Annotated in this window: 19 protein-coding genes and 1 pseudogene; 6 read left to right on the forward strand and 14 right to left on the reverse strand. The window is 65.3% G+C overall.

Translation table 11 applies throughout. From position 1 onward, the window contains the following. Positions 1-46: 46 nt before the first annotated feature. The 3 genes from B133_RS0109365 to dapB are packed head-to-tail and all read right to left on the reverse strand — an operon-like array spanning position 47 to position 1,699. The gene (locus tag B133_RS0109365; protein ID WP_018600678.1) at positions 47-499 is read right to left on the reverse strand and encodes a flavodoxin family protein; all 453 of its coding nucleotides are present in this window, start codon (positions 497-499) and stop codon (positions 47-49) included. Between the two features lies 1 nt (position 500). Next, complete coding sequence (locus B133_RS0109370; protein WP_018600679.1) at positions 501-965, reverse strand: hypothetical protein; 465 nt, start codon at positions 963-965, stop codon at positions 501-503. Continuing rightward, positions 962-1,699, reverse strand: coding sequence for a 4-hydroxy-tetrahydrodipicolinate reductase (dapB, locus tag B133_RS0109375; protein WP_026256192.1), 738 nt, complete (start codon positions 1,697-1,699; stop codon positions 962-964). Before dapB ends, B133_RS0109370 begins: the two co-directional genes overlap by 4 nt. A 134-nt stretch (positions 1,700-1,833) precedes the next feature. On the opposite strand from dapB, the gene B133_RS22585 reads away from it, so the two are divergent. Both B133_RS22585 and B133_RS0109385 read left to right on the forward strand, forming a co-directional pair. Further along, a complete protein-coding gene (locus tag B133_RS22585) occupies positions 1,834-3,216 on the forward strand; it encodes an HNH endonuclease signature motif containing protein (RefSeq protein ID WP_018600681.1) in 1,383 nt (460 codons plus the stop codon). Positions 3,217-3,262: 46 nt separating this feature from the next. After that, entirely contained in the window at positions 3,263-4,033 is a 771-nt protein-coding gene (locus B133_RS0109385) for an META domain-containing protein (RefSeq protein ID WP_026256193.1), read from the forward strand. Here the strand turns inward: B133_RS0109385 and B133_RS0109390 are convergent. Further along, positions 4,022-4,537 (reverse strand): Lrp/AsnC family transcriptional regulator, encoded by a 516-nt coding sequence (locus B133_RS0109390; protein WP_018600683.1) that lies wholly within the window; start codon positions 4,535-4,537, stop codon positions 4,022-4,024. The two genes, B133_RS0109385 and B133_RS0109390, sit on opposite strands and share 12 nt — an antisense overlap. Before the next feature lie 92 nt (positions 4,538-4,629). Here B133_RS0109390 and ald point away from each other — a divergent pair, with 92 nt between their 5' ends. Next, positions 4,630-5,742: an alanine dehydrogenase gene (gene ald / locus B133_RS0109395; protein ID WP_018600684.1), complete on the forward strand. Its 1,113-nt coding sequence runs from the start codon at positions 4,630-4,632 to the stop codon at positions 5,740-5,742. Positions 5,743-5,854: 112 nt separating this feature from the next. Beyond that, entirely contained in the window at positions 5,855-6,400 is a 546-nt protein-coding gene (locus tag B133_RS0109400) for a DUF4334 domain-containing protein (RefSeq protein WP_018600685.1), read from the forward strand. A gap of 77 nt (positions 6,401-6,477) precedes the next feature. Here B133_RS0109400 and bla read toward each other — a convergent pair whose 3' ends face one another. From bla to B133_RS0109425, 5 genes are all read right to left on the reverse strand, one after another. Then, positions 6,478-7,353 (reverse strand): class A beta-lactamase, encoded by an 876-nt coding sequence (gene bla, locus B133_RS0109405; protein ID WP_018600686.1) that lies wholly within the window; start codon positions 7,351-7,353, stop codon positions 6,478-6,480. 25 nt (positions 7,354-7,378) lie between these two features. Next, on the reverse strand, positions 7,379-8,701 hold the full coding sequence (locus tag B133_RS0109410; RefSeq protein ID WP_018600687.1) for a pitrilysin family protein: 1,323 nt from the start codon (positions 8,699-8,701) through the stop codon (positions 7,379-7,381). Next, the gene (locus B133_RS0109415; RefSeq protein WP_018600688.1) at positions 8,679-10,943 is read right to left on the reverse strand and encodes a polyribonucleotide nucleotidyltransferase; all 2,265 of its coding nucleotides are present in this window, start codon (positions 10,941-10,943) and stop codon (positions 8,679-8,681) included. Before B133_RS0109415 ends, B133_RS0109410 begins: the two co-directional genes overlap by 23 nt. Before the next feature lie 417 nt (positions 10,944-11,360). Further along, positions 11,361-11,630, reverse strand: a complete 270-nt coding sequence (rpsO, locus tag B133_RS0109420; protein WP_018600689.1) for a 30S ribosomal protein S15 — start codon at positions 11,628-11,630, stop codon at positions 11,361-11,363. A 236-nt stretch (positions 11,631-11,866) separates the two neighbouring features. Beyond that, a complete protein-coding gene (locus tag B133_RS0109425) occupies positions 11,867-12,859 on the reverse strand; it encodes a bifunctional riboflavin kinase/FAD synthetase (RefSeq protein ID WP_026256195.1) in 993 nt (330 codons plus the stop codon). Between the two features lie 80 nt (positions 12,860-12,939). Here B133_RS0109425 and mntR point away from each other — a divergent pair, with 80 nt between their 5' ends. Beyond that, on the forward strand, positions 12,940-13,647 hold the full coding sequence (gene mntR / locus B133_RS0109430; protein WP_018600691.1) for a manganese-binding transcriptional regulator MntR: 708 nt from the start codon (positions 12,940-12,942) through the stop codon (positions 13,645-13,647). A gap of 43 nt (positions 13,648-13,690) precedes the next feature. On the opposite strand, the gene truB is transcribed toward mntR, so the two are convergent. Genes truB through B133_RS0109445 form a run of 3 tightly spaced genes read right to left on the reverse strand, consistent with a single transcriptional unit; the run spans position 13,691 to position 16,220 of the window. After that, on the reverse strand, positions 13,691-14,599 hold the full coding sequence (gene truB / locus B133_RS0109435; protein WP_036418523.1) for a tRNA pseudouridine(55) synthase TruB: 909 nt from the start codon (positions 14,597-14,599) through the stop codon (positions 13,691-13,693). Positions 14,600-14,601: 2 nt separating this feature from the next. Then, positions 14,602-15,267: a 4'-phosphopantetheinyl transferase gene (locus B133_RS0109440; protein ID WP_018600693.1), complete on the reverse strand. Its 666-nt coding sequence runs from the start codon at positions 15,265-15,267 to the stop codon at positions 14,602-14,604. After that, positions 15,264-16,220, reverse strand: coding sequence for a metallophosphoesterase (locus B133_RS0109445; protein WP_018600694.1), 957 nt, complete (start codon positions 16,218-16,220; stop codon positions 15,264-15,266). The genes B133_RS0109440 and B133_RS0109445 overlap by 4 nt, the downstream gene beginning before the upstream one ends. Positions 16,221-16,367: 147 nt before the next feature. Here B133_RS0109445 and B133_RS22590 point away from each other — a divergent pair. Beyond that, positions 16,368-18,027: pseudogene (locus B133_RS22590) on the forward strand (CocE/NonD family hydrolase). Here the strand turns inward: B133_RS22590 and B133_RS0109455 are convergent. Both B133_RS0109455 and B133_RS0109460 read right to left on the reverse strand, forming a co-directional pair. Next, the gene (locus B133_RS0109455) at positions 18,016-18,573 is read right to left on the reverse strand and encodes a DUF1802 family protein (protein ID WP_018600695.1); all 558 of its coding nucleotides are present in this window, start codon (positions 18,571-18,573) and stop codon (positions 18,016-18,018) included. The pseudogene B133_RS22590 and the gene B133_RS0109455 overlap by 12 nt on opposite strands. After that, on the reverse strand, positions 18,570-18,836 hold the full coding sequence (locus B133_RS0109460) for a DUF2277 domain-containing protein (protein WP_026256198.1): 267 nt from the start codon (positions 18,834-18,836) through the stop codon (positions 18,570-18,572). Before B133_RS0109460 ends, B133_RS0109455 begins: the two co-directional genes overlap by 4 nt. Between the last annotated feature and the right edge of the window lie 102 nt (positions 18,837-18,938).

An 18,938-nucleotide genomic window follows, 5' to 3' on the forward strand; every position in this document is an offset into this window, starting at 1 on the left:
GCGCTACGAGATGGCTGCAATCTTGTCGAAAATACCCGCAGGGGCGTCAATTCATGAGCTGCGCGGCAACTGTCGCACCGAGCTCCCAGCACGCCTCCAGATCGGATTTGCTCGGCTTGCCGGACACCACGACGTCCGCTGCGGCCTTCACCCAGCCCAACCCCGTCGTGATGTTGACGACTGCCCGCTCAGCACCCTCGGTGCCTTCGTTGCCGTGCAGGTACAGGCCGTACGGTCGGCCGCGTGTCGCATCCAGGCACGGGTAATAACAGACGTCGAAAGCGTGCTTGAGCGCACCGCTTATGTAGCCGAGGTTGGCCGGGCTGCCGAGCAGGTAACCGTCGGCAGCGAGCACATCGGCCGGCGAGACGGTGAGCGCGGGGCGGCGCACGACCTCGACGCCCTCGATCTCCGGGTCCGTGGCCCCGGCGAGCACCGCCTCGAACATCTCCTGGCAGTGCGGCGACGGCGTGTGGTGGACGATGAGCAACGTGGGCATCTTACGCACGCTCCTGCATCTGGACGGCGGTGCGCATGGCGTCACGCGCCCGGCTGCGGTCACCCGCGTAGTCGTAGGCCCGCGCCAGCCGGTACCAGCGCACCCAGTTGTCGGGATCGGCCTCCAACTCGTCTTTCACAGTGACGAACAGGGCGTCCGCGGCGTCCCGTTCAACCCGCCCCGACGGGCGGTGCGGCAAGCAACTGACATCTAAATCCATACCTAGCTCCCGAGCCAGCCGGGCGAGCCGCTGATGGGCGAACCCAGCACGCAGCGTGGTGACCAACACCCACGCACCAATTAGTGGAAATACCAGCAGCGCCAGCCCGAGTCCGATCGCCGCGGGCTTACCGGAGCCGACGAAGAAGACCGCGGTGCGGCCCAGCATGAGGAAGTACACGATCAGCGCCAGGCACATGAAGCCGATCAACAATTGAATGCGCAGCGACCGCGCGCCGTCTGTCACGAGAGGTCGAGGAGCGACTCAATGCCGATGGTGAGCCCGGGCCGCTTCCGCACATTCCGCACCGCTAGCAGCACGCCGGGGACGAACGACGCGCGGTCCAGGCTGTCGTGCCGGATGGTCAGGGTCTCCCCCACCGTCCCGAACAACACCTCCTGGTGGGCCACCAGACCGGCCAGCCGAACGGAATGCACAGGCACGCCGTTGACCTCGGCACCACGGGCACCCTCAAGTCCGGTGCTGGTGGCGTCCGGGTTGGGCGGCAACCCTTTTCGCGCCTCGGCGATAAGTTCAGCAGTACGTGCCGCCGTGCCTGAAGGCGCGTCAGCCTTGTACGGATGGTGCAACTCGATGATCTCGACCGAGTCGAAGTACTTTGCGGCCTGCTTCGCGAACTGCATGCACAGCACTGCGCCGATGGCGAAGTTCGGCGCGATGAGCACCGCCACTTGGGGCTTGTCCTTCAGCCATGCCTGCACCTGGGCCAGCCGCTCCGCGGTGAAGCCGGTAGTGCCGACGACGGCGTGAATTCCGTTGTCGATCAAGAACTTCAGATTGTCCATCACCACGTCGGGATGGGTGAAGTCGATGACCACATCGGTGTGGGAATCGGTGAACAGACTCAGTGAATCACCAACGTCCACCCCGGCCGAGAACGTCAGATCCTCGGCGTGCTCGACCCCGTACACCATCGCCGCGCCGACTTTTCCCTTTGCACCCAGAACCCCAACTCGCATGGGTTGCAGCCTACTGCCCTGCACCATGCCGGTATTGGCGCTCGCCATGAAACAACTTTGGTCAATGCGGCCCCGTTGGCATCGCTGGTCACATTTCATGGGTTCTTGTCAGTGGTCGAAAGTATGTTCGAACTATGGAAGGGCTGGTCGCCGCCAAACTCGCGGCGTTACGCGCGGCGGTCGACGGGGTGCGCGACCTGCCGTGGGGGTCACTGTCGACGGCGGACCTGCTGGACGTCTGCTCGGGGATCCAGGATGCTCGCAACCTGTTGCCGACCGTCGAGCATGCCGCGATCACCGCCCTGTCCGACCAGAGCACCCCCGCCAAGATCGGGGCGAAGTCCTGGCCCGAAGTATTGCGGATCCGGTTACGCATTTCGCAGAAGGAGGCCCGCCGGCGATGTCGAGATGCCATCACCCTGGGCCCCCGCACCACCCTGACCGGTCAACCCATGCCGCCGCGGCGGGAAGCGATCGCCGCCGCCCAGGCCGCGGGTTGGCTGACCCCAGACCACATCGAGGAGTTGGAGAAATTTTTCACCGACTGCCCCGTCTGGGTCGACACCGAGCGGCGACAGAAATTTGAAGGAAAGCTGGTGGCCGTCGCCGCAGCCAACTGCCCCGACGTGTTGCACCGGGCTGTCGCCGAAGCCTTGTATCTGCTCAACCAGGACGGCGCCGAACCCGTCGACCAGTGCGCGCGGCAGCGGGGCATCGTCCTCGGCCCGCAACAACCCGACGGCACCCGCACCATCCGAGGCCGCATCACCCCCGAACTCGGCGCCACCCTCGGCGCGGTCATCGGAAAATGGGGTGCGCCGGGCATGTGCAACCCCGACGACCAAACCCCGTGCGTGAGTGGCACACCCACCCAAGAACAGATCGACACCGACATCCGCACCAGCAGTCAACGCACCCACGACGCGCTACTCACCCTCGGCCGCCACGCCCTGATGTCCGGGGAACTCGGTCAACACAACGGACTACCGGTATCGATCGTGATCACCACCACCCTGCACGAACTCGAAGCCGGCGCCGGGATCGCAGTCACCACCACCGGGTCGAAACTACCCATCCCCGACCTCATCCGCCTGGCCGCCCACGCCCATCACTACCTCGCCGTGTTCGACACACACACGAACGTGCCGTTGTATTTGGGGCGCAGTAAACGTATCGCGTCGCCGGGACAACGGTTGGTGCTCTTCGCCCGCGATCGTGGCTGCACCCGCCCCGGCTGCACCGCATCCGGTGACCGCTGCCAAGCCCATCACGCCAACCAGGATTTCGCCCGAGGCGGACTCACCGACATCACCGACCTCACGTTGGGGTGCGGGCCGCATCAACGCCTCGTCGGCCCCGGCAAATGGACCACCCGCATCAACACCCACGGCCGCTGCGAATGGACCCCACCCCCACTACTAGACACCGGCCAGTCCCGCATCAACACCTATCACCACCCCCAGCAATACTTCACCGAAGACAATGGTGACGACGAAACTGACTGTCCATCAACGTGATTGACCGAGCTGGATATGAGCGTCGGCCCGGTCGTTACGGTGGGGTATGCGTTCACTCCCTGCCGCGCTCACCGCCGCCCTGGCTCTTGCTGGTTGCTCGGGCACCGTAGATGCGGATAACCCGATAACCCCTGAGGGCCGAACTTTCGTGTCGATATCCGTCGACGGTGAGCAGATTCCCGGAGGTGGGCCTTTGACGGTCAATTTCGACGAGAACCGGATCAGCACGTTCGCAGGCTGCAACCACGGCTCGGGCACCGCGGATCTATCAGGTGGACGGGTCGTCACCCAGTTGGCCAGCACCATGATGGCCTGCCCGCCACCACTCGGGGATGCCGATGCCTGGGTGTCGAAGTTCTTCCAAGCCAGTCCTTCGTGGTCGCTTACCGGCGATACGCTCACGCTCAAGACCACAACCGCCACTGTGACCATGAAGGATAAGAAAGTGGTCGACCCGGACCGCCCGCTGACTGGCACGGTATGGCTGGTGCAGAGTCTGGTCTCGCCCCAGGCGATTTCGACGTCCATCGCATTGGAACGGGCGCGGCCGACACTGACGATCAACGCCGACGGCGCGGTCACGGGCTGGACCGGCTGCAACCACGTCACGGGCCATGCCGACCTTGCCAACGCACCCGGTGATATTGCGTTCGGACCACTGACGGGTCAGGGAAACCCGTGTCCGGCAGAGGTGGGCGAAATCCAGCAAGCTGTGCTCAATGTGTTGGGCGGACATGTCCGCAGCTCAATCAACGCCGATGAACTGCGCCTCACCCGCGACGACGGCTACGGACTGATCTTGCGATCACAGGGGTGACGCACCGCGCAGATGCTCGAAGATCAATGACGTCTGGGTCCCGGCGACATCGGCATCGGCATTGAGGTTCTCGACCACGAACGCCCGCAGGTCGTCGGTATCGCGCGCAGCGACGTGCAGGATGAAATCGTCGCCACCGGCCAGGAAGTAGACGTCCATCACCTGTGGCCGCTTGCGGATCTGCGCGATGAAGCTTCGGATCTTCCCCCGGGCATTCGACTGCAGACTGACCGAGATCATCGCCTGCAGCCCCAGACCCACGGCGGCCGGATCGATATCGGTGTAGAAGCCCCGGATGACCCCGACCTCCTGAAGGCGCCGAACCCTCCCGTGACAAGTCGACGCAGCGATCCCGACGGCGTCGGCCAAAGCACTGTTGGAGATCCGCGCGTCGGCGTGCAGAGCCAGCAAAATCCGCCGGTCGACTTCATCGATACCAGGCTGCCGAACATCCTTCGGCGAGTGGACCGAACCCCGTGCCGTACTCGCCGATCCTTCACTCACACATGTACTCTAACGAATCCTTATCGGAGATATTGCTCACACTTCGAATTTTCTTCACACTTGTTTTAGACACCAACTTTGAAGGAGCGATCATGCTCGTCGGTATCCCGACCGAGATCAAGAACAACGAGTACCGCGTCGCGGCCACCCCGGCCGGCGTTGCCGAACTGACTCGCCGCGGCCACGACGTGATCATTCAGGCGGGCGCCGGCGAGGGCTCGGCCATCTCGGACAACGACTTCAAGGCCGCCGGCGCGGAGATCGTCACGACCGCTGACCAGGTCTGGGCCGATGCCGAGCTGCTGCTCAAGGTCAAGGAACCTATCGAAGCTGAGTACGCCCGTATGCGCATGGACCAGATCCTGTTCACCTACCTGCATTTGGCCGCCTCGCGGCCGTGCACCGACGCACTGCTCGCCTCGGGCATCACCTCGATCGCCTATGAGACCGTACAGACGGCCGACGGCGCATTGCCGCTGCTGGCTCCGATGAGCGAGGTCGCCGGCCGGCTCTCGGCTCAAGTCGGTGCTTATCACCTGATGCGTAGCCACAGCGGCCGCGGTGTGCTCATGGGCGGCGTCCCCGGCGTCGCACCAGCGGAGGTCGTCGTCATCGGCGGCGGCGTCGCCGGCTACAACGCTGCCCGCATCGCCAAGGGCATGGGCGCCCACGTCACGGTGTTCGACCTCAACATCACCACGCTGCGCAAGATCGACAACGAGTGTGGAAACGGCATCGAGACCCGCTACTCGTCGAGCCTCGAACTCGAGGAAGCCGTCAAGCGCGCAGATCTGGTGATCGGCGCGGTCCTCATCCCGGGCGCCAAGGCCCCCAAGTTGATCACCAATTCGACTGTCGCTCACATGAAATCGGGCGCGGTCCTGGTCGACATCGCCATCGACCAGGGCGGCTGCTTCGAGGACTCGCACCCAACCACCCACGACGACCCGACCTTCGCCGTGCACGACACCGTGTTCTACTGCGTGGCCAACATGCCCGGCGCGGTGCCCCGCACCTCGACCTTCGCGCTGACCAACGCCACCATGCCGTACGTGCTGAAACTGGCCGACAAGGGTTGGAAGGCGGCGTGCGCGAGTGACGCCGCGCTGGCCAAGGGCCTGTCGACCCATGAGGGCGCCCTCCTGTCCGAGCAGGTCGCCGCGGATCTCGGCTTGCCCTACACCGACCCGGCAACTCTGCTGTAAGAACATGAAGCCCGTCGCTCGGCTGGCATCTCATGCTGGCCGGGCGATGACTTTTGAGTCCACCTCTCCAGCTGGCGACCCTGCTTGACACGTGTCAAGTACCCTGGGATGCATGCTGTTGGGTGAAGTGTTACCGAATGTTCCGACGACCACCGACGAAGCTCTGGAGGTCTTCGATGCCGCCGAGGCGGTCGACCCGGCCTTCATGATCGGCACCTGGCACGGCGACGAAATCCCGACCGGTCATCCGATGGACGGCCTTCTGGCCGCCAGCGGCTGGTGGGGCAAGCGGTTCATCGACGCGGAGACCGTCCACCCGCTGCTGTTTCCCACCAAGGACAACACGGGCCTGTGGGCACTCAACCCGGCGTTGGCATTCGGCGGTCTCGGCGTCACGTCCAAGTTGTCGTTGTCGTTGCCGGTGTCGAGGGCGATCGCCGCGTTGCGTCCGGTCTTGCAAACCCGCTCGGCCAAGGCGCGGCTCCGCACCACGCGGTATCGCGACACCGACACCGCGACGATGATCTACGACCAGTTGCCCATCAACGATGTGTTCCGCAAGCTCTCCGACGTTGCGGTGATCGGGGCGATGGATCTGCGAGGATCACAGCCGTACTTCTTCGTTCTGCACCGCGACAACTCACTGCCACTCGTCTAGAACCCCGCAGCGGTACGGCCAACCCACGGTCAACACTGAAATTGATTCTGCCGCAGAAGAATTCTGCACCTGATAACTCAGAGCAATGACGGCACCAACAGTGCCGTCAGCTCGCCGATGAGCGGTCGCAGGTTGGCGGCCTTCGGATCGTCAGCCCGCGATCGCGTCATCACCGCGAGTAGCAGCCGCTGGCCGTCCGGACCGTAGGCGATGCCGACGTCGTTGGTGCTGCCGTAATCACCGCTACCGGTCTTGTCGGCGCTGGTCCAGTCGGCCGGGAGCCCAGCCCGCATGCTCGACGTCTCATTGCCGCGCATCCAGTCCTCGAGCTGCTGACGCTGCGGCGGGCTCAACACGTCTCCGGCCAGCAGCGCGCGGTATCCACCTCCCAGGGCCGCGGGTGTCGACGTATCCCGAAGATCACCGGGGATGGCCGTGTTCAGCGCGGTTTCCCAGCGGTCCAGGCGGGTGCGGTTGTCGCCGATGCTGCGGGCGAACGCCGTGATACCCGGCGGCCCGTCGATCATCTTGAGCAGCAAGTTCCCCGCGGTGTTGTCACTGTGCTGCAGGGCAGCCTGGCACAGTTCGCCGATCGTCATATCGGCGCCCGCCCGTCGCTCGGTCACGGGCGAGTTGGCGACGATCGCACTCGGGTCGATGAAGATCCGGGTGTCGAGCGCCAGCTGCGCACGATCGACCTGTTGCAGCACACGTCCGACGGCGTAACCCTTGAACGTCGAACACATCGCGAACGTCTCGTCGGCCCGGTGGGCGACCGTGCGATTCGAATCCACGTTGGCGGCGAAGATGCCGATCAACACATTGTTGCGCTGTTCAAGGCCGGCGATCTGATCATCGAGTGGAGTCGCCGACGCCGTCGGTGCTCCGATGCCGGCCAGAGTTACTGCCGCCAACGATCCGATGAGTACCTTGCGCCGCGAGAGCCCAGTCATCGAGTCCAGACTACCCGCATGTGTGTCAACCGGCGATAGCCTGAAGCCTTTGCGGCAGAGCCATTTCCGACGGGCCGAGCACCGCCGCGCCGTATTCCCGGGTCAGCAGCTGGCGCGCGACGGCATTGACCTCGTCTAGCGTCACTGCCTCGATCTGGGCCAATGTGTGCTCCAGATTTCGGTGTTCGCCGTAGTTGAGTTCGCTGCGGCCGATCCGGTGCATGCGTGACGCCGAATCTTCCAGCCCGAGCACCAGGCCGCCCCGCAACGATCCCTTGGCGATACGGCATTCGTCCGGGGTAATACCGTCGCGCGCAACAGTTTCCAACACATCGGTGGTTACCCGGACCACTTCGTCGAACCGCTCGGGCTGACATCCGGCGTATACCGAGAACGCGCCGCTGTCGGAGAAGGTGTCCACCGTCGAATACACCGAGTAGGCCAGTCCCCTGGTTTCCCGAATCTGTTGGAACAGACGGGAACTCAGACCACCACCGAGTGCAGTGTTGAGTACCGAAAGCGCCCACCGATGCTCCCAGTGGCGGCCAGGGGTGCGCACCCCTATCGAAAGATGAGTCTGCTCACCGTCGCGTTCGATCACTTCCAGGACAGGATGCCCGATGACCCGACCCGAACCCTTGCGGGGCGGAATCGCCGTACGCCCGGCCACCAGCTTCGGCCCGAAATACTCCCGGACCAATGCCACCACCACGTCATGGTCGACGTTCCCGGCGACCGCCACCACCATTCGGTCTGGCGTATACCGCCGAACGTGAAATGAATGCAGCTGCGCCCGAGTCATTTCCGAGATCGACTCGACGCTCCCGATCACCGGTCGTCCCACCGGGTGATCGCCGAACATCGCCGACAGGAACACATCGCCCAGAGTGTCCTCGGGGTCGTCGTCGCGCATGGCGATTTCCTCGAGCACCACGTCGCGCTCGACCTCGACATCCTCGACGGCACACCGTCCGCGCAACACCACGTCCGCAACGAGGTCGACCGCCAGTTCCAGGTCGGTGTCGAGGACGTGCGCGTAGTAGCAGGTGTGCTCGCGGGCTGTGAACGCGTTCAGCTCACCACCAACGGCGTCGACGGCCTGTGCGATGTCCACCGCACTGCGCGACGGCGTCGATTTGAACAGCAGGTGTTCCAGGAAGTGGGCGGCACCCGCGACGCTACGACCTTCGTCGCGAGAACCGACGCCCACCCATACCCCGACCGATGCGGAACGCACCGACGGGACGTACTCCGTGACCACCCGCAGTCCGCCGGGCAGGATGGTCCGGCGGACCTGCGAGGTATCCAGTTTCGACGCCTTGCGATCAGGCTTCGGCGGGCGCGGCATCGGCAGGTGCAGCCGACTCTGCGGCCTCTGCTGCCGGTTCTTCTTCGGCCACCAGGATCAGCGAGATCTTGCCGCGGTTGTCGATATCGGCGATCTCCACCTGCAGCTTGTCGCCGACCTTGACCACATCCTCAACCTTGGCGATGCGCTTACCGCGGCCCAGCTTGGAGATGTGCACCAGACCGTCGCGGCCCGGCAGCAGTGAGACGAACGCACCGAAATCGGTGGTCTTGACCACGGTGCCGAGGAACCGCTCGCCGATCTTCGGCAGCTGCGGGTTGGCGATCGCGTTGATCTTGTCGATCGCGGCCTGCGCGGACGGACCGTCCGCCGCGCCGACGAACACCGTGCCGTCGTCCTCGATGGAGATCTGGGCGCCGGTCTCCTCGGTGATCGAGTTGATCATCTTGCCCTTGGGCCCGATCACCTCGCCGATCTTGTCGACCGGCACCTTGATGGTGGTGATGCGCGGTGCGTACGGGCTCATCTCGTCGGGTGCGTCGATGGCCTCGGCCATCACCTCGAGGATGGTCAGCCGCGCGTCCTTGGCCTGGGACAGGGCCCCGGCCAGCACCTTCGACGGGATGCCGTCGAGCTTGGTGTCGAGCTGCAGCGCGGTGACGAAGTCCTTGGTGCCGGCAACCTTGAAGTCCATGTCGCCGAAGGCATCCTCGGCACCGAGGATGTCGGTCAACGCGACGTAGCGGGTCTCACCGTTGACGTCGTCGGACACCAGGCCCATCGCGATGCCCGCGACCGGAGCCTTCAATGGCACACCCGCGTTGAACAGCGACAGCGTTGAGGCGCACACCGAACCCATCGAGGTGGAGCCGTTGGAGCCCAGCGCCTCGGACACCTGCCGGATCGCGTAGGGGAACTCCTCCACACTGGGCAGCACGGGTACCAGCGCCCGCTCGGCGAGCGCACCGTGGCCGATCTCGCGGCGCTTGGGCGAGCCGACGCGACCGGTTTCACCGGTCGAGTACGGCGGGAAGTTGTAGTGGTGCATGTAGCGCTTGGTGGTCTCGGGCCCCAGCGAGTCGATCTGCTGAGCCATCTTGACCATGTCCAGCGTGGTGACACCCATGATCTGGGTCTCGCCGCGTTCGAACAGCGCGCTGCCATGCGCCCGGGGCACCACGGCAACCTCGGCGCTCAGGGCGCGGATATCGGTGATGCCGCGGCCGTCGATGCGGAAGTGATCGGTCAGGATGCGCTGGCGCACAAGCTTTTTGGTCAGCGACCGGAACGCGGCACCGATTTCCTTCTCGCGGCCGGCGAAGTTCCCAGAGGCCCCGGCCAGGCGCTCCAGTACGTCAACCTTGATCTCGTCGGTGCGCTCGTTGCGCTCATTCTTGCCGGCGATGGTCAGCGCCTCCGACAGAGCCTCGGTGGCCACCGAGGCGACCGAGTCGTAGACGTCCTCGGCGTAGTCGGGGAAGACCGGGTAGTCGCCGGTCTCCTTGGCGGCAGCCTCGGCCAGCTCCTGCTGGGCGGCGCACAGCACCTTGATGAACGGCTTGGCAGCCTCGAGTCCCTCGGCGACGACAGCCTCGGTCGGCGCCTGCGCACCACCGGCCACCAGCTCGATGACTTTCTCGGTGGCCTCGGCCTCGACCATCATGATCGCCACATCGGCGCTATCGCCGTCTCCGACGATTCGCCCGGCGACGACCATGTCGAACACGGCCTTCTCCAGCTGCTCGCCGGTCGGGAATGCAACCCACTGACCATCGATGAGGGCAACGCGAGTACCGCCGACCGGGCCGGAGAACGGCAGGCCAGCCAGCTGGGTGGACGCCGAAGCCGCGTTGATCGCCAGCACGTCGTACAGATCCTTGGGGTCCAGGCTCAGCACGGTCACCACAACCTGGATCTCGTTGCGCAGGCCGTCGACGAATGACGGACGCAGCGGACGGTCGATCAGGCGGCAGGTCAGGATCGCATCCGTGGACGGACGGCCTTCGCGGCGGAAGAACGAGCCGGGGATACGGCCCGCGGCGTACATGCGCTCCTCGACGTCGACCGTCAGCGGGAAGAAGTCGAAGTGGTCCTTGGGGTTCTTGCTGGCAGTGGTGGCGCTCAGCAGCATCGTCTCGTCGTCGAGATATGCGACGACCGAGCCGGCGGCCTGCTTTGCCAGCCGTCCGGTCTCGAAACGGATCGTGCGGGTGCCGAACGACCCGTTGTCGATGACGGCGGTGGATTCGAACACACCGTCTTCAAGTTCAACTGCAGACATTTAGTCCGGTGGCCTCTCTGATTCACTCAGTCGTTGTTTCGCGTCGTCACGCCGGTGAACACCACAGACCTCGATACGGCTACGGCCGTCGATCGAAGCGGCCGGATATACCCCAATTCTGGAGTTCCCGGCGGCCACTACCGAAGACCGCCCGATCGGGCGGGTCCTATGTGACTCGCAGGAACGGCGCCCGCCGATATGCAGGTACCGCACCCATGTTCGAAATGGCTGTCGAACGCACTCATGGTACACGGCAGCAACAGCCCGATCGTCATCACGGCGCTGCTTACGCCGCGTCCTCCGCACATACGGTGAACTGCTGTTCTGGGCCGCCCGTGAACACGGGCTGAGGGCCATAGACAGAACGACGGCCGCCCCGAAGAAGGCGGCCGCCGTTCTGATGCCATATACGCTGCGTCAGCGACGCAGCCCAAGGCGCTCGATCAGCGAGCGGTAGCGCTCGACGTCAACCTGCGCAACGTACTTGAGCAGCCGGCGACGCCGACCCACGAGCAGCAACAGTCCGCGCCGCGAGTGGTGGTCGTGCTTGTGCTCCTTGAGGTGTTCGGTCAGGTCCGAGATCCGCTTGGTCAGCAACGCAACCTGAGCCTCCGGCGAACCGGTGTCGGTCTCGTGCAGGCCGTAAGAGCCCAGGATTTCTTTTTTCTGCTCGGCGGTAAGCGCCACGAAACAACTCCATCAAATCGGTCCGCGAACATATTCTCGACACAGCCACCGCGGCCTGCAGCGTGTGCCGGATCGCCGGAAAGCTTAGCAGTGGGCCGCGGCGAGCCGCGAATTCAGCTTCCGCGGCGAGCCGCGAATCCAGCTCCAGCGGCGAGCCGCGAATTCAGCTTCCGCGGCGAGCCGCGAATCCAGCTCCAGCGGCGAGCCGCGTCCAGCTTGAGGGGCGAGCCGCGAATTCAGCTTGAGTGCGCAGAAAGAATCGATCGGGCACAGTCGGTGTCGGTCCTCATCTCCATCACCAGGTCGTCGACCGAATTGAACTTCTCCTGGCCGCGGATGCGGGCCACGAAGTCGACTGCCACGTGCTGGCCGTACAAATCGGCATTGGTGTCGAGGACGAACGCCTCTACGGTGCGCGTGCGGCCGGAGAATGTCGGATTGGTACCGACCGACACGGCTGCCTGGTACCGCTCCCCGGGAATGACCGTGCCCATCATCGGCCCGTGGCCCAGCACCGTGAACCACGCCGCATATACGCCGTCGGCCGGAATCGCCGAGTACATCGGCGGGGCCACGTTGGCGGTGGGGAATCCCAACACCCGGCCGCGGCCCTCGCCACGCACCACGACACCCTCGACACGATGTGGCCGGCCCAGCGCCTCCGCCGCCGCTACCACGTCACCGGCATCGACACAGGACCGGATGTAGGTGGACGAGAAGGTGACGCGCTCGTCGCGGTGCTCGGGGTCGAGGGGTTCGGTCACCAACGACATGGCCTCGACCGCGAAACCGAAGCGTTCACCGGCGTCGCGCAGCATGTCGACATTGCCTGCGGCCTTCTTGCCGAAGGTGAAGTTCTTCCCCACGACCACCTCGACCACATGCAGGTGCTCCACCAGCAGCTCGTGGATGTAGCGCTCGGGGGTGAGCTTCATGAAGTCCGAGGTGAACGGCATCACCAGAAACACGTCGACCCCGAGCTCTTCGATGAGTTCGGCGCGTCTGGCCAGCGTGGTGAGCTGCGCCGGATGACTGCCCGGGAACACCACTTCCATCGGATGGGGGTCGAAGGTCATCAGTACCACCGGTATCCCGCGGGATCTGCCCGCTTTCACCGCATGACTGATCAGCTCGGCATGTCCACGGTGCACACCGTCGAACACCCCGATGGTCACCACACATCTGCCCCAGTCCGTGGGGATCTCGTCCTGCCCACGCCAGCGCTGCACAGCAGTTAGCCTACGGCCCGCCCGCGCCAGGATCTGCTCTAGTGCCCGGATGAGGTGATGATTGCCTAAACTTCCTCACTGTGAGTCCTTCCGGTAACCATCGCGACCTCTCGACGGTTGCCCAGGACTATCTGAAGGTCATCTGGACGGCGCAGGAATGGTCACGCGAGAAGGTCAGCACGAAGCTGCTGGCCGAGCGGATGAGCGTATCGGCCTCCACGGCCTCCGAATCCATCCGCAAGCTCGCCGATCAAGGCCTGGTCGACCACGAGAAGTACGGTGCGGTGACGCTGACCGAGGCCGGCCGCCAGGCCGCCCTCGCGATGGTGCGCCGGCACCGGCTGATGGAAACCTTTCTCGTCCAAGAGCTCGGCTACGGCTGGGACGAGGTGCACGACGAAGCCGAAGTCCTAGAGCATGCCGTGAGCGACCGGATGCTCGACCGCATCGACGCCAAGCTCGGCTTCCCGACCCGGGACCCGCACGGCGACCCGATCCCGGCCGCCGACGGTCAAGTGCCGACGCCGCCGGCCCGTCAACTCTCGGTCTGTCAGAACGGCGACGCAGGCACGGTGGCACGAATCTCCGACGCCGATCCTGAGATGCTGCGGTACTTCGACAGCGTCGGCATCAGCCTCGACTCGCGGTTGCGGGTGCTGGCCCGACGGGATTTCGCGGGCATGATCTCGGTGGCGATAGAGCAGCCGGGCACTGCATGCGATTCTGCTACCGAAGTCACGGTCGATCTGGGTAGCCCTGCGGCAGAAGCGATCTGGGTCGTCGCCTGATCTCCCCGGTAGCCCGACCGCTCCGAATCGCAAAGTCCGCGGTCTACAGGGTCGCCGGCCGCAACACCACTACCGACTTGGTTCGCAACGAACCGTCCTGCAGCAATGCGATGACCTGGCCGTCAGGTGAAGTTGCCGCGTAAACACCGTCGATCCCGGCGGGTTTCAACGACCTGCCATGCCTGGTGTCCTCGGTTTCATCCGCGCTCAGATCACGGCGCGGAAACCCGATCAGGCAGGCCTCGTCGAGTGAGTAACTCAGCCGCGCCTGTTCGGCGAGATCGTCGAGAGTGCGCGCCTCGTCGAGGCCGTAGCGACCGACTTTGGTCCGCCGTAACGCCGTCAGGTGGCCCCCGACGCCGAGTGCCGAGCCGACGTCGCGCGCCAGCGCCCGGATGTAGGTGCCCGACGAACAGTCCACCTCGACGTCCACGTCGACGAAGTCGTCGATGCGCCTGACGGCGACCACATCGAATCGGTCGATCCGCACCGGGCGTGCGGCCAACTCGACGACCTGGCCTTCCCTGGCCAGCTTGTAGGCCCGCTGACCGTCGACCTTGATCGCGCTCACCGCCGACGGCACCTGCTGGATCTCGCCGCGGAGCGCCGCCACTGCGTCGGCGACGCATATATCGGTGACGTGCGAAGCCGAGACAGTCTGCAGCACTTCACCTTCGGCGTCTTCAGTGCTGGTGGTCCGGCCCAGCCGGATGGTCGCGCTGTACGACTTGTCGGTGGCGGTCAGCAGACCCAGGATCTTGGTGGCCCGCTCGATACCGATCACCAGCACTCCGGTGGCCATGGGATCGAGGGTGCCGGCATGGCCGACCTTGCGGGTACCGAACAGCCGACGGCATCGGCCGACCACGTCGTGGCTGGTCATGCCAGCCGGCTTGTCGACGATCACCAATCCCGGGCTCGGGTTTGGATTGTTCCTCGCGTGCGCAGGCATATTCACAGCACGATCGCCGTCAGCGTCACACCGTCACGCACCGACCAACGACCTTCGAGCAGGTTGAGCGGTGGACCGTGCTCGGCGGCCGGATCGATGAGGATTTCCGACCAGAAGCCGCCGGTGGTACCGGAATCATCAACGTCGAAGGTGATGTGCGCATCCTCGAAGCCCAACCAGCGGTGCGTCAACGGAAACCACGCCTTGTAGGTTGCCTCCTTGGCGCAGAACAGGATTCGATCCCAGTGCAGACCATCTGGCAGGCCGCCCAGCTCGGTGCGTTCGGCCGGCACCGTGATCGCGTCGAGCACCCCGTCCGGCAGGACGTCATGGGGCTCGGCGTCAATCCCGACCGACCGGACCTCGACAGTACGGCCCACGACTGCGCCGCGAAATCCCCTGCAGTGCGTCAGGCTACCGACCACGCCATCGGGCCAACATGGTTCGCCTTTGTCCCCCTTGAGGATCGGGACAGGTCCGATGCCCAGCTCCCCCAGTGCCTGACGCGCGCAGTAACGCACTGTGACGAACTCGTTGCGGCGCTTGGCCACTGACCGCGCGATGAGTGGTTCTTCTTCTGGCAGCGGTGACAGCCCCGGTGGATCGTCGTACAACTCGGCAGACGCCACCGCGTCCGGGAGCACCTGGGTGAGCAGCATGCCGCTCATGCTCTCCTCGATTGAATCCGGTCCCGCACCTGCTCGGCATGGGCTCGCATCTCCGGGGTGATCTCGAAATGACCGCCGAACTCGTTGAGATAGCCGGGTGCGTATTTCGGATCGGGCAGGATCTGCCGCAGCCACCGGTAAGGCTTGCGCCGGCGCCACTCCCGCGGGTAGCCGACCGACACCTCTTCGAAGCGCACGTCGTCGTACCAGGTGGTGCGGGGAATATGTAGATGCCCGTAGACCGAGCAGATGGCGTTGTACCGGATGTGCCAGTCTTTGGTCGCGGTGGTCCCGCACCACAACGAGAACTCGGGATAGAACATCGCGTCGCAGGGTTCCCGCACCAGCGGGAAGTGGTTGACCAGAACGGTCGGCGTGATCCAGTCGAGGTCTTCGAGCTTCTCGCGAGTCTGCTTGACCCGGTCACGGCACCACGCGTCGCGGGTCGCGTACGGCTCACACGACAGCAGGAACTCGTCGGTACCCACCACGTTGCGTTCTCGCGCCACAGCCAAGCCCTCGGCCTTGGTCGCCGTACCGGCGGGCAAAAACGTGTAGTCGTATAGCAGAAACATCGGCACGATGGTGGCCGGGCCACCTTGCTCGGTCCAGACCGGGAAGGGATGTTCGGGGGTGACGATGCCCATCTGGTCACACATGTCGACCAGATAGTCGTAGCGGGACCGGCCGAAGATTTGCATCGGGTCTTTGTTGGTGGTCCACAGCTCATGGTTCCCGGGCACCCAGATCACCTTCGCGAAACGTTTCCGCAGCAGGTCCAGGGTCCAGCGGATCTCGTCAGTACGCTCCCCCACGTCGCCTGCCACGATCAGCCAGTCATCCGGCGTGGACGGATAGAGCGACTCCGTGACGGGCTTATTTCCGGTGTGGCCGGTGTGTAGGTCGCTGATTGCCCACAGAATCGGCTGCCGGTCCCTCGACTCCTGGTCCATCACCACGGTTGCATCACCACAACGGATCAGCCTAACCGCGTGCCGGATGCCATCCCGACACCCCGGACTGGAACAGGTTCTCGTCAACTCTGCAGCGGGCCCACGCGCTGGCGCCGTACCACAAGTTCTGATCCGTAGCCTGGTGCGGTGACGCGATTCCGCCGGCATGCCGGCCAGGCAGTCAGTCGCCTGCTCGGCCTGCCACCCCCCGAAACGTCCTACACCGTGCGGCGTGGGTTGCGCGTGCCGATGCGCGACGGCATCGAGTTGGTCGCCGACCACTACTCGCCGGACACCGCCGCGCCTGCGGGTACCCTGCTGGTCCGCGGGCCCTACGGCCGTGGGCTCCCGTTCTCGGCGGTGTTCGCGCACGTCTATGCCGCCCGCGGCTATCACGTGGTGTTGCAGAGCGTGCGCGGGACCTTCGGCTCGGGCGGCGAGTTCACACCGATGGTCCACGAGATGGCCGACGGCGCCGACACCGTGGTGTGGCTGCGCGAGCAACCCTGGTTCACCGGCTCGTTCGCCACGGTCGGCCTGTCCTATCTCGGTTTCACGCAGTGGGCTCTGCTGGCCGACCCACCACCGGAGATGAAGGCGGCGGTCATCACCGTCGGTCCCCACGATTTCAGCGAGTCGGCATGGGGCACGGGCTCATTCACCCTCAACGACTTCCTGGGCTGGAGTGCGATGGTGGCCCGCCAGGAGGAGCCGGGTCTGGTGCAGGCACTGACCCGTCAGGTGCGGGGCCCCGCAGAGCTTGCCCGCGCGACTGCGGGGCTGCCGATGGGCGCGGCCGGCCGCGAGCTGCTCGGCAGCGGCGCCCCCTGGTTCGAATCGTGGCTGGAGCATCCCGACCGCGAGGATCCTTTCTGGGACGCACTGCGATTCACCGAGGCACTCGACCGCGCGGCGGTCCCGGTCCTGCTGCTCAGCGGCTGGCAGGACCTGTTCCTGGACCAGACCCTGCAGCAATACCGACAACTGCGCGGGCGCGGGGTGCCGGTGGCGCTGACTGTCGGGCCGTGGACCCACTCACAATTGCTGACCAAGGGCCTGCGGACCGTCGTCGGCGAATCGCTGGACTGGCTGGGCACTCATCTGACGGCGCGTGATGAGACTCGCCACGCCAGCGTTCGCACCTACATCAACGGGTCCGGCTGGGTGGACCTGCCCGACTGGCCACCGGCGATGCCGGAGCACGAGCTGTTCCTGCAGCCCACAGGCCGGCTGTCGGACCGTCCGCCGATGTCGAGCGCGCTGCCTGACCGGTCTAGGACATTCGTGTACGACCCTGCCAACCCCACCCCGACTGTCGGCGGTCGGCGGTCGGTTGCTGGCGCGCGAAGCCGGGTATCGCGACGACACGCGGCTGGCCCGGCGCGCCGATGTGCTGGCCTACACCGGTGACCCGCTGCCCGCCGATCTGTACATGGTCGGCACCGCGGTGGCCGAACTGCAGCACAGCTGCGACAACCCGAACCACGACGTGTTCGTCCGGATCAGCGAGGTGGACGCCAAGGGCCGCTCGCGCAACGTAACCGACGCGTTCGTCCGACGTACCGGGGAGTCCGGTCTCATCCGAATCGAATTCGACGCTGTTGCACACCGATTCGCGGCGGGATCGCGGATTCGGTTGCTGGTGGCAGGCGGGTCGCATCCACGGTTTGCGCGCAATCTCGGCACCGGCGAGCCACCGATCTCCGGTTGCCGGCTGCTCCGGGCCACCCACACCGTGCATCACGGCCAAAACGGTGTGTCCCGGCTCGTGCTTCCCGCCGGCCCGCGTCCGCCGTCAGCCGACTGAGGCGCGCACGCGCTCGGCGATGCTCTGCAGTACAGCATCGTCGTGTACGGCCGCTGCCGCGCTGCGCGAGCCGACTTCGACCATCAGCTCCACCCAGCTCTTGCAGCCCGCGAATTCGGGTGTGCGGACCAGCTCGAGGGGTTCGGTGAGCGCACGGGCCTGGACCACCAATACCGTCAGCCGGTGCTTCGGGCGGAAATCCAAGCGGTCGGTCCGTACCGACTCGGCGGTCCAAATGTGCAGATCGTCGATCGCATCGATCGCCTCAGGTTGGTTGACCTCCACGGCCGCAACTACTTTCGCTGCAGCACGGATGGTCACAGCAGTGTCGGTGCTATCCGCAGCGGCGGCTTCGAGCAGGTCGCGGTGTTCGGGGCGCACCCGCTCTGCGTGGCTGTGCGCGATCGTCGGGAATAGCAGGAACTCGGGCGCGGCGACCGAGAACCGCTTCTCACCGATGCCGCCCTTGCGCAGCAGCACAGTCTGGCGCCCGTCGAGCAACGCATGCACTGCCGCGCTCCACTCCTTGAGCGCCGGTGCATTCACCTGGCCGCCAGCCTCGCCTGTACCTCCGGGCGACGAAGTGGCGGAACGGTTTTGGGTGGCTGACGCCGCGGCGCCAGGCCGTCCAGCAGCCGTGTGGTGACCGCGGTGACGTCGGCGACGGCCGCTTCGAACGCGTCGATGTTGGCTCCGGTCGGTCGCGTGATGCCGCTGACCTTGCGGACGTACTGGCGGGCAGCGGCCTCGATTTCCTCGGCTGTGGCGGCCGGTTGCAGGCCACGCAGTTCGGTGATGTTGCGACACATGAGTCCCACGATAGGCGCATGGGGCCGGGCTGATCTCACACCACCGACCGGGCCCGCGCCCTAGAGCAGTAGGGGCGGCATGGTCATCAGTCGGTCAAGACT

The organism is Mycobacterium sp. 155 (genome assembly GCF_000373905.1).
Lineage (GTDB): Bacteria > Actinomycetota > Actinomycetes > Mycobacteriales > Mycobacteriaceae > Mycobacterium.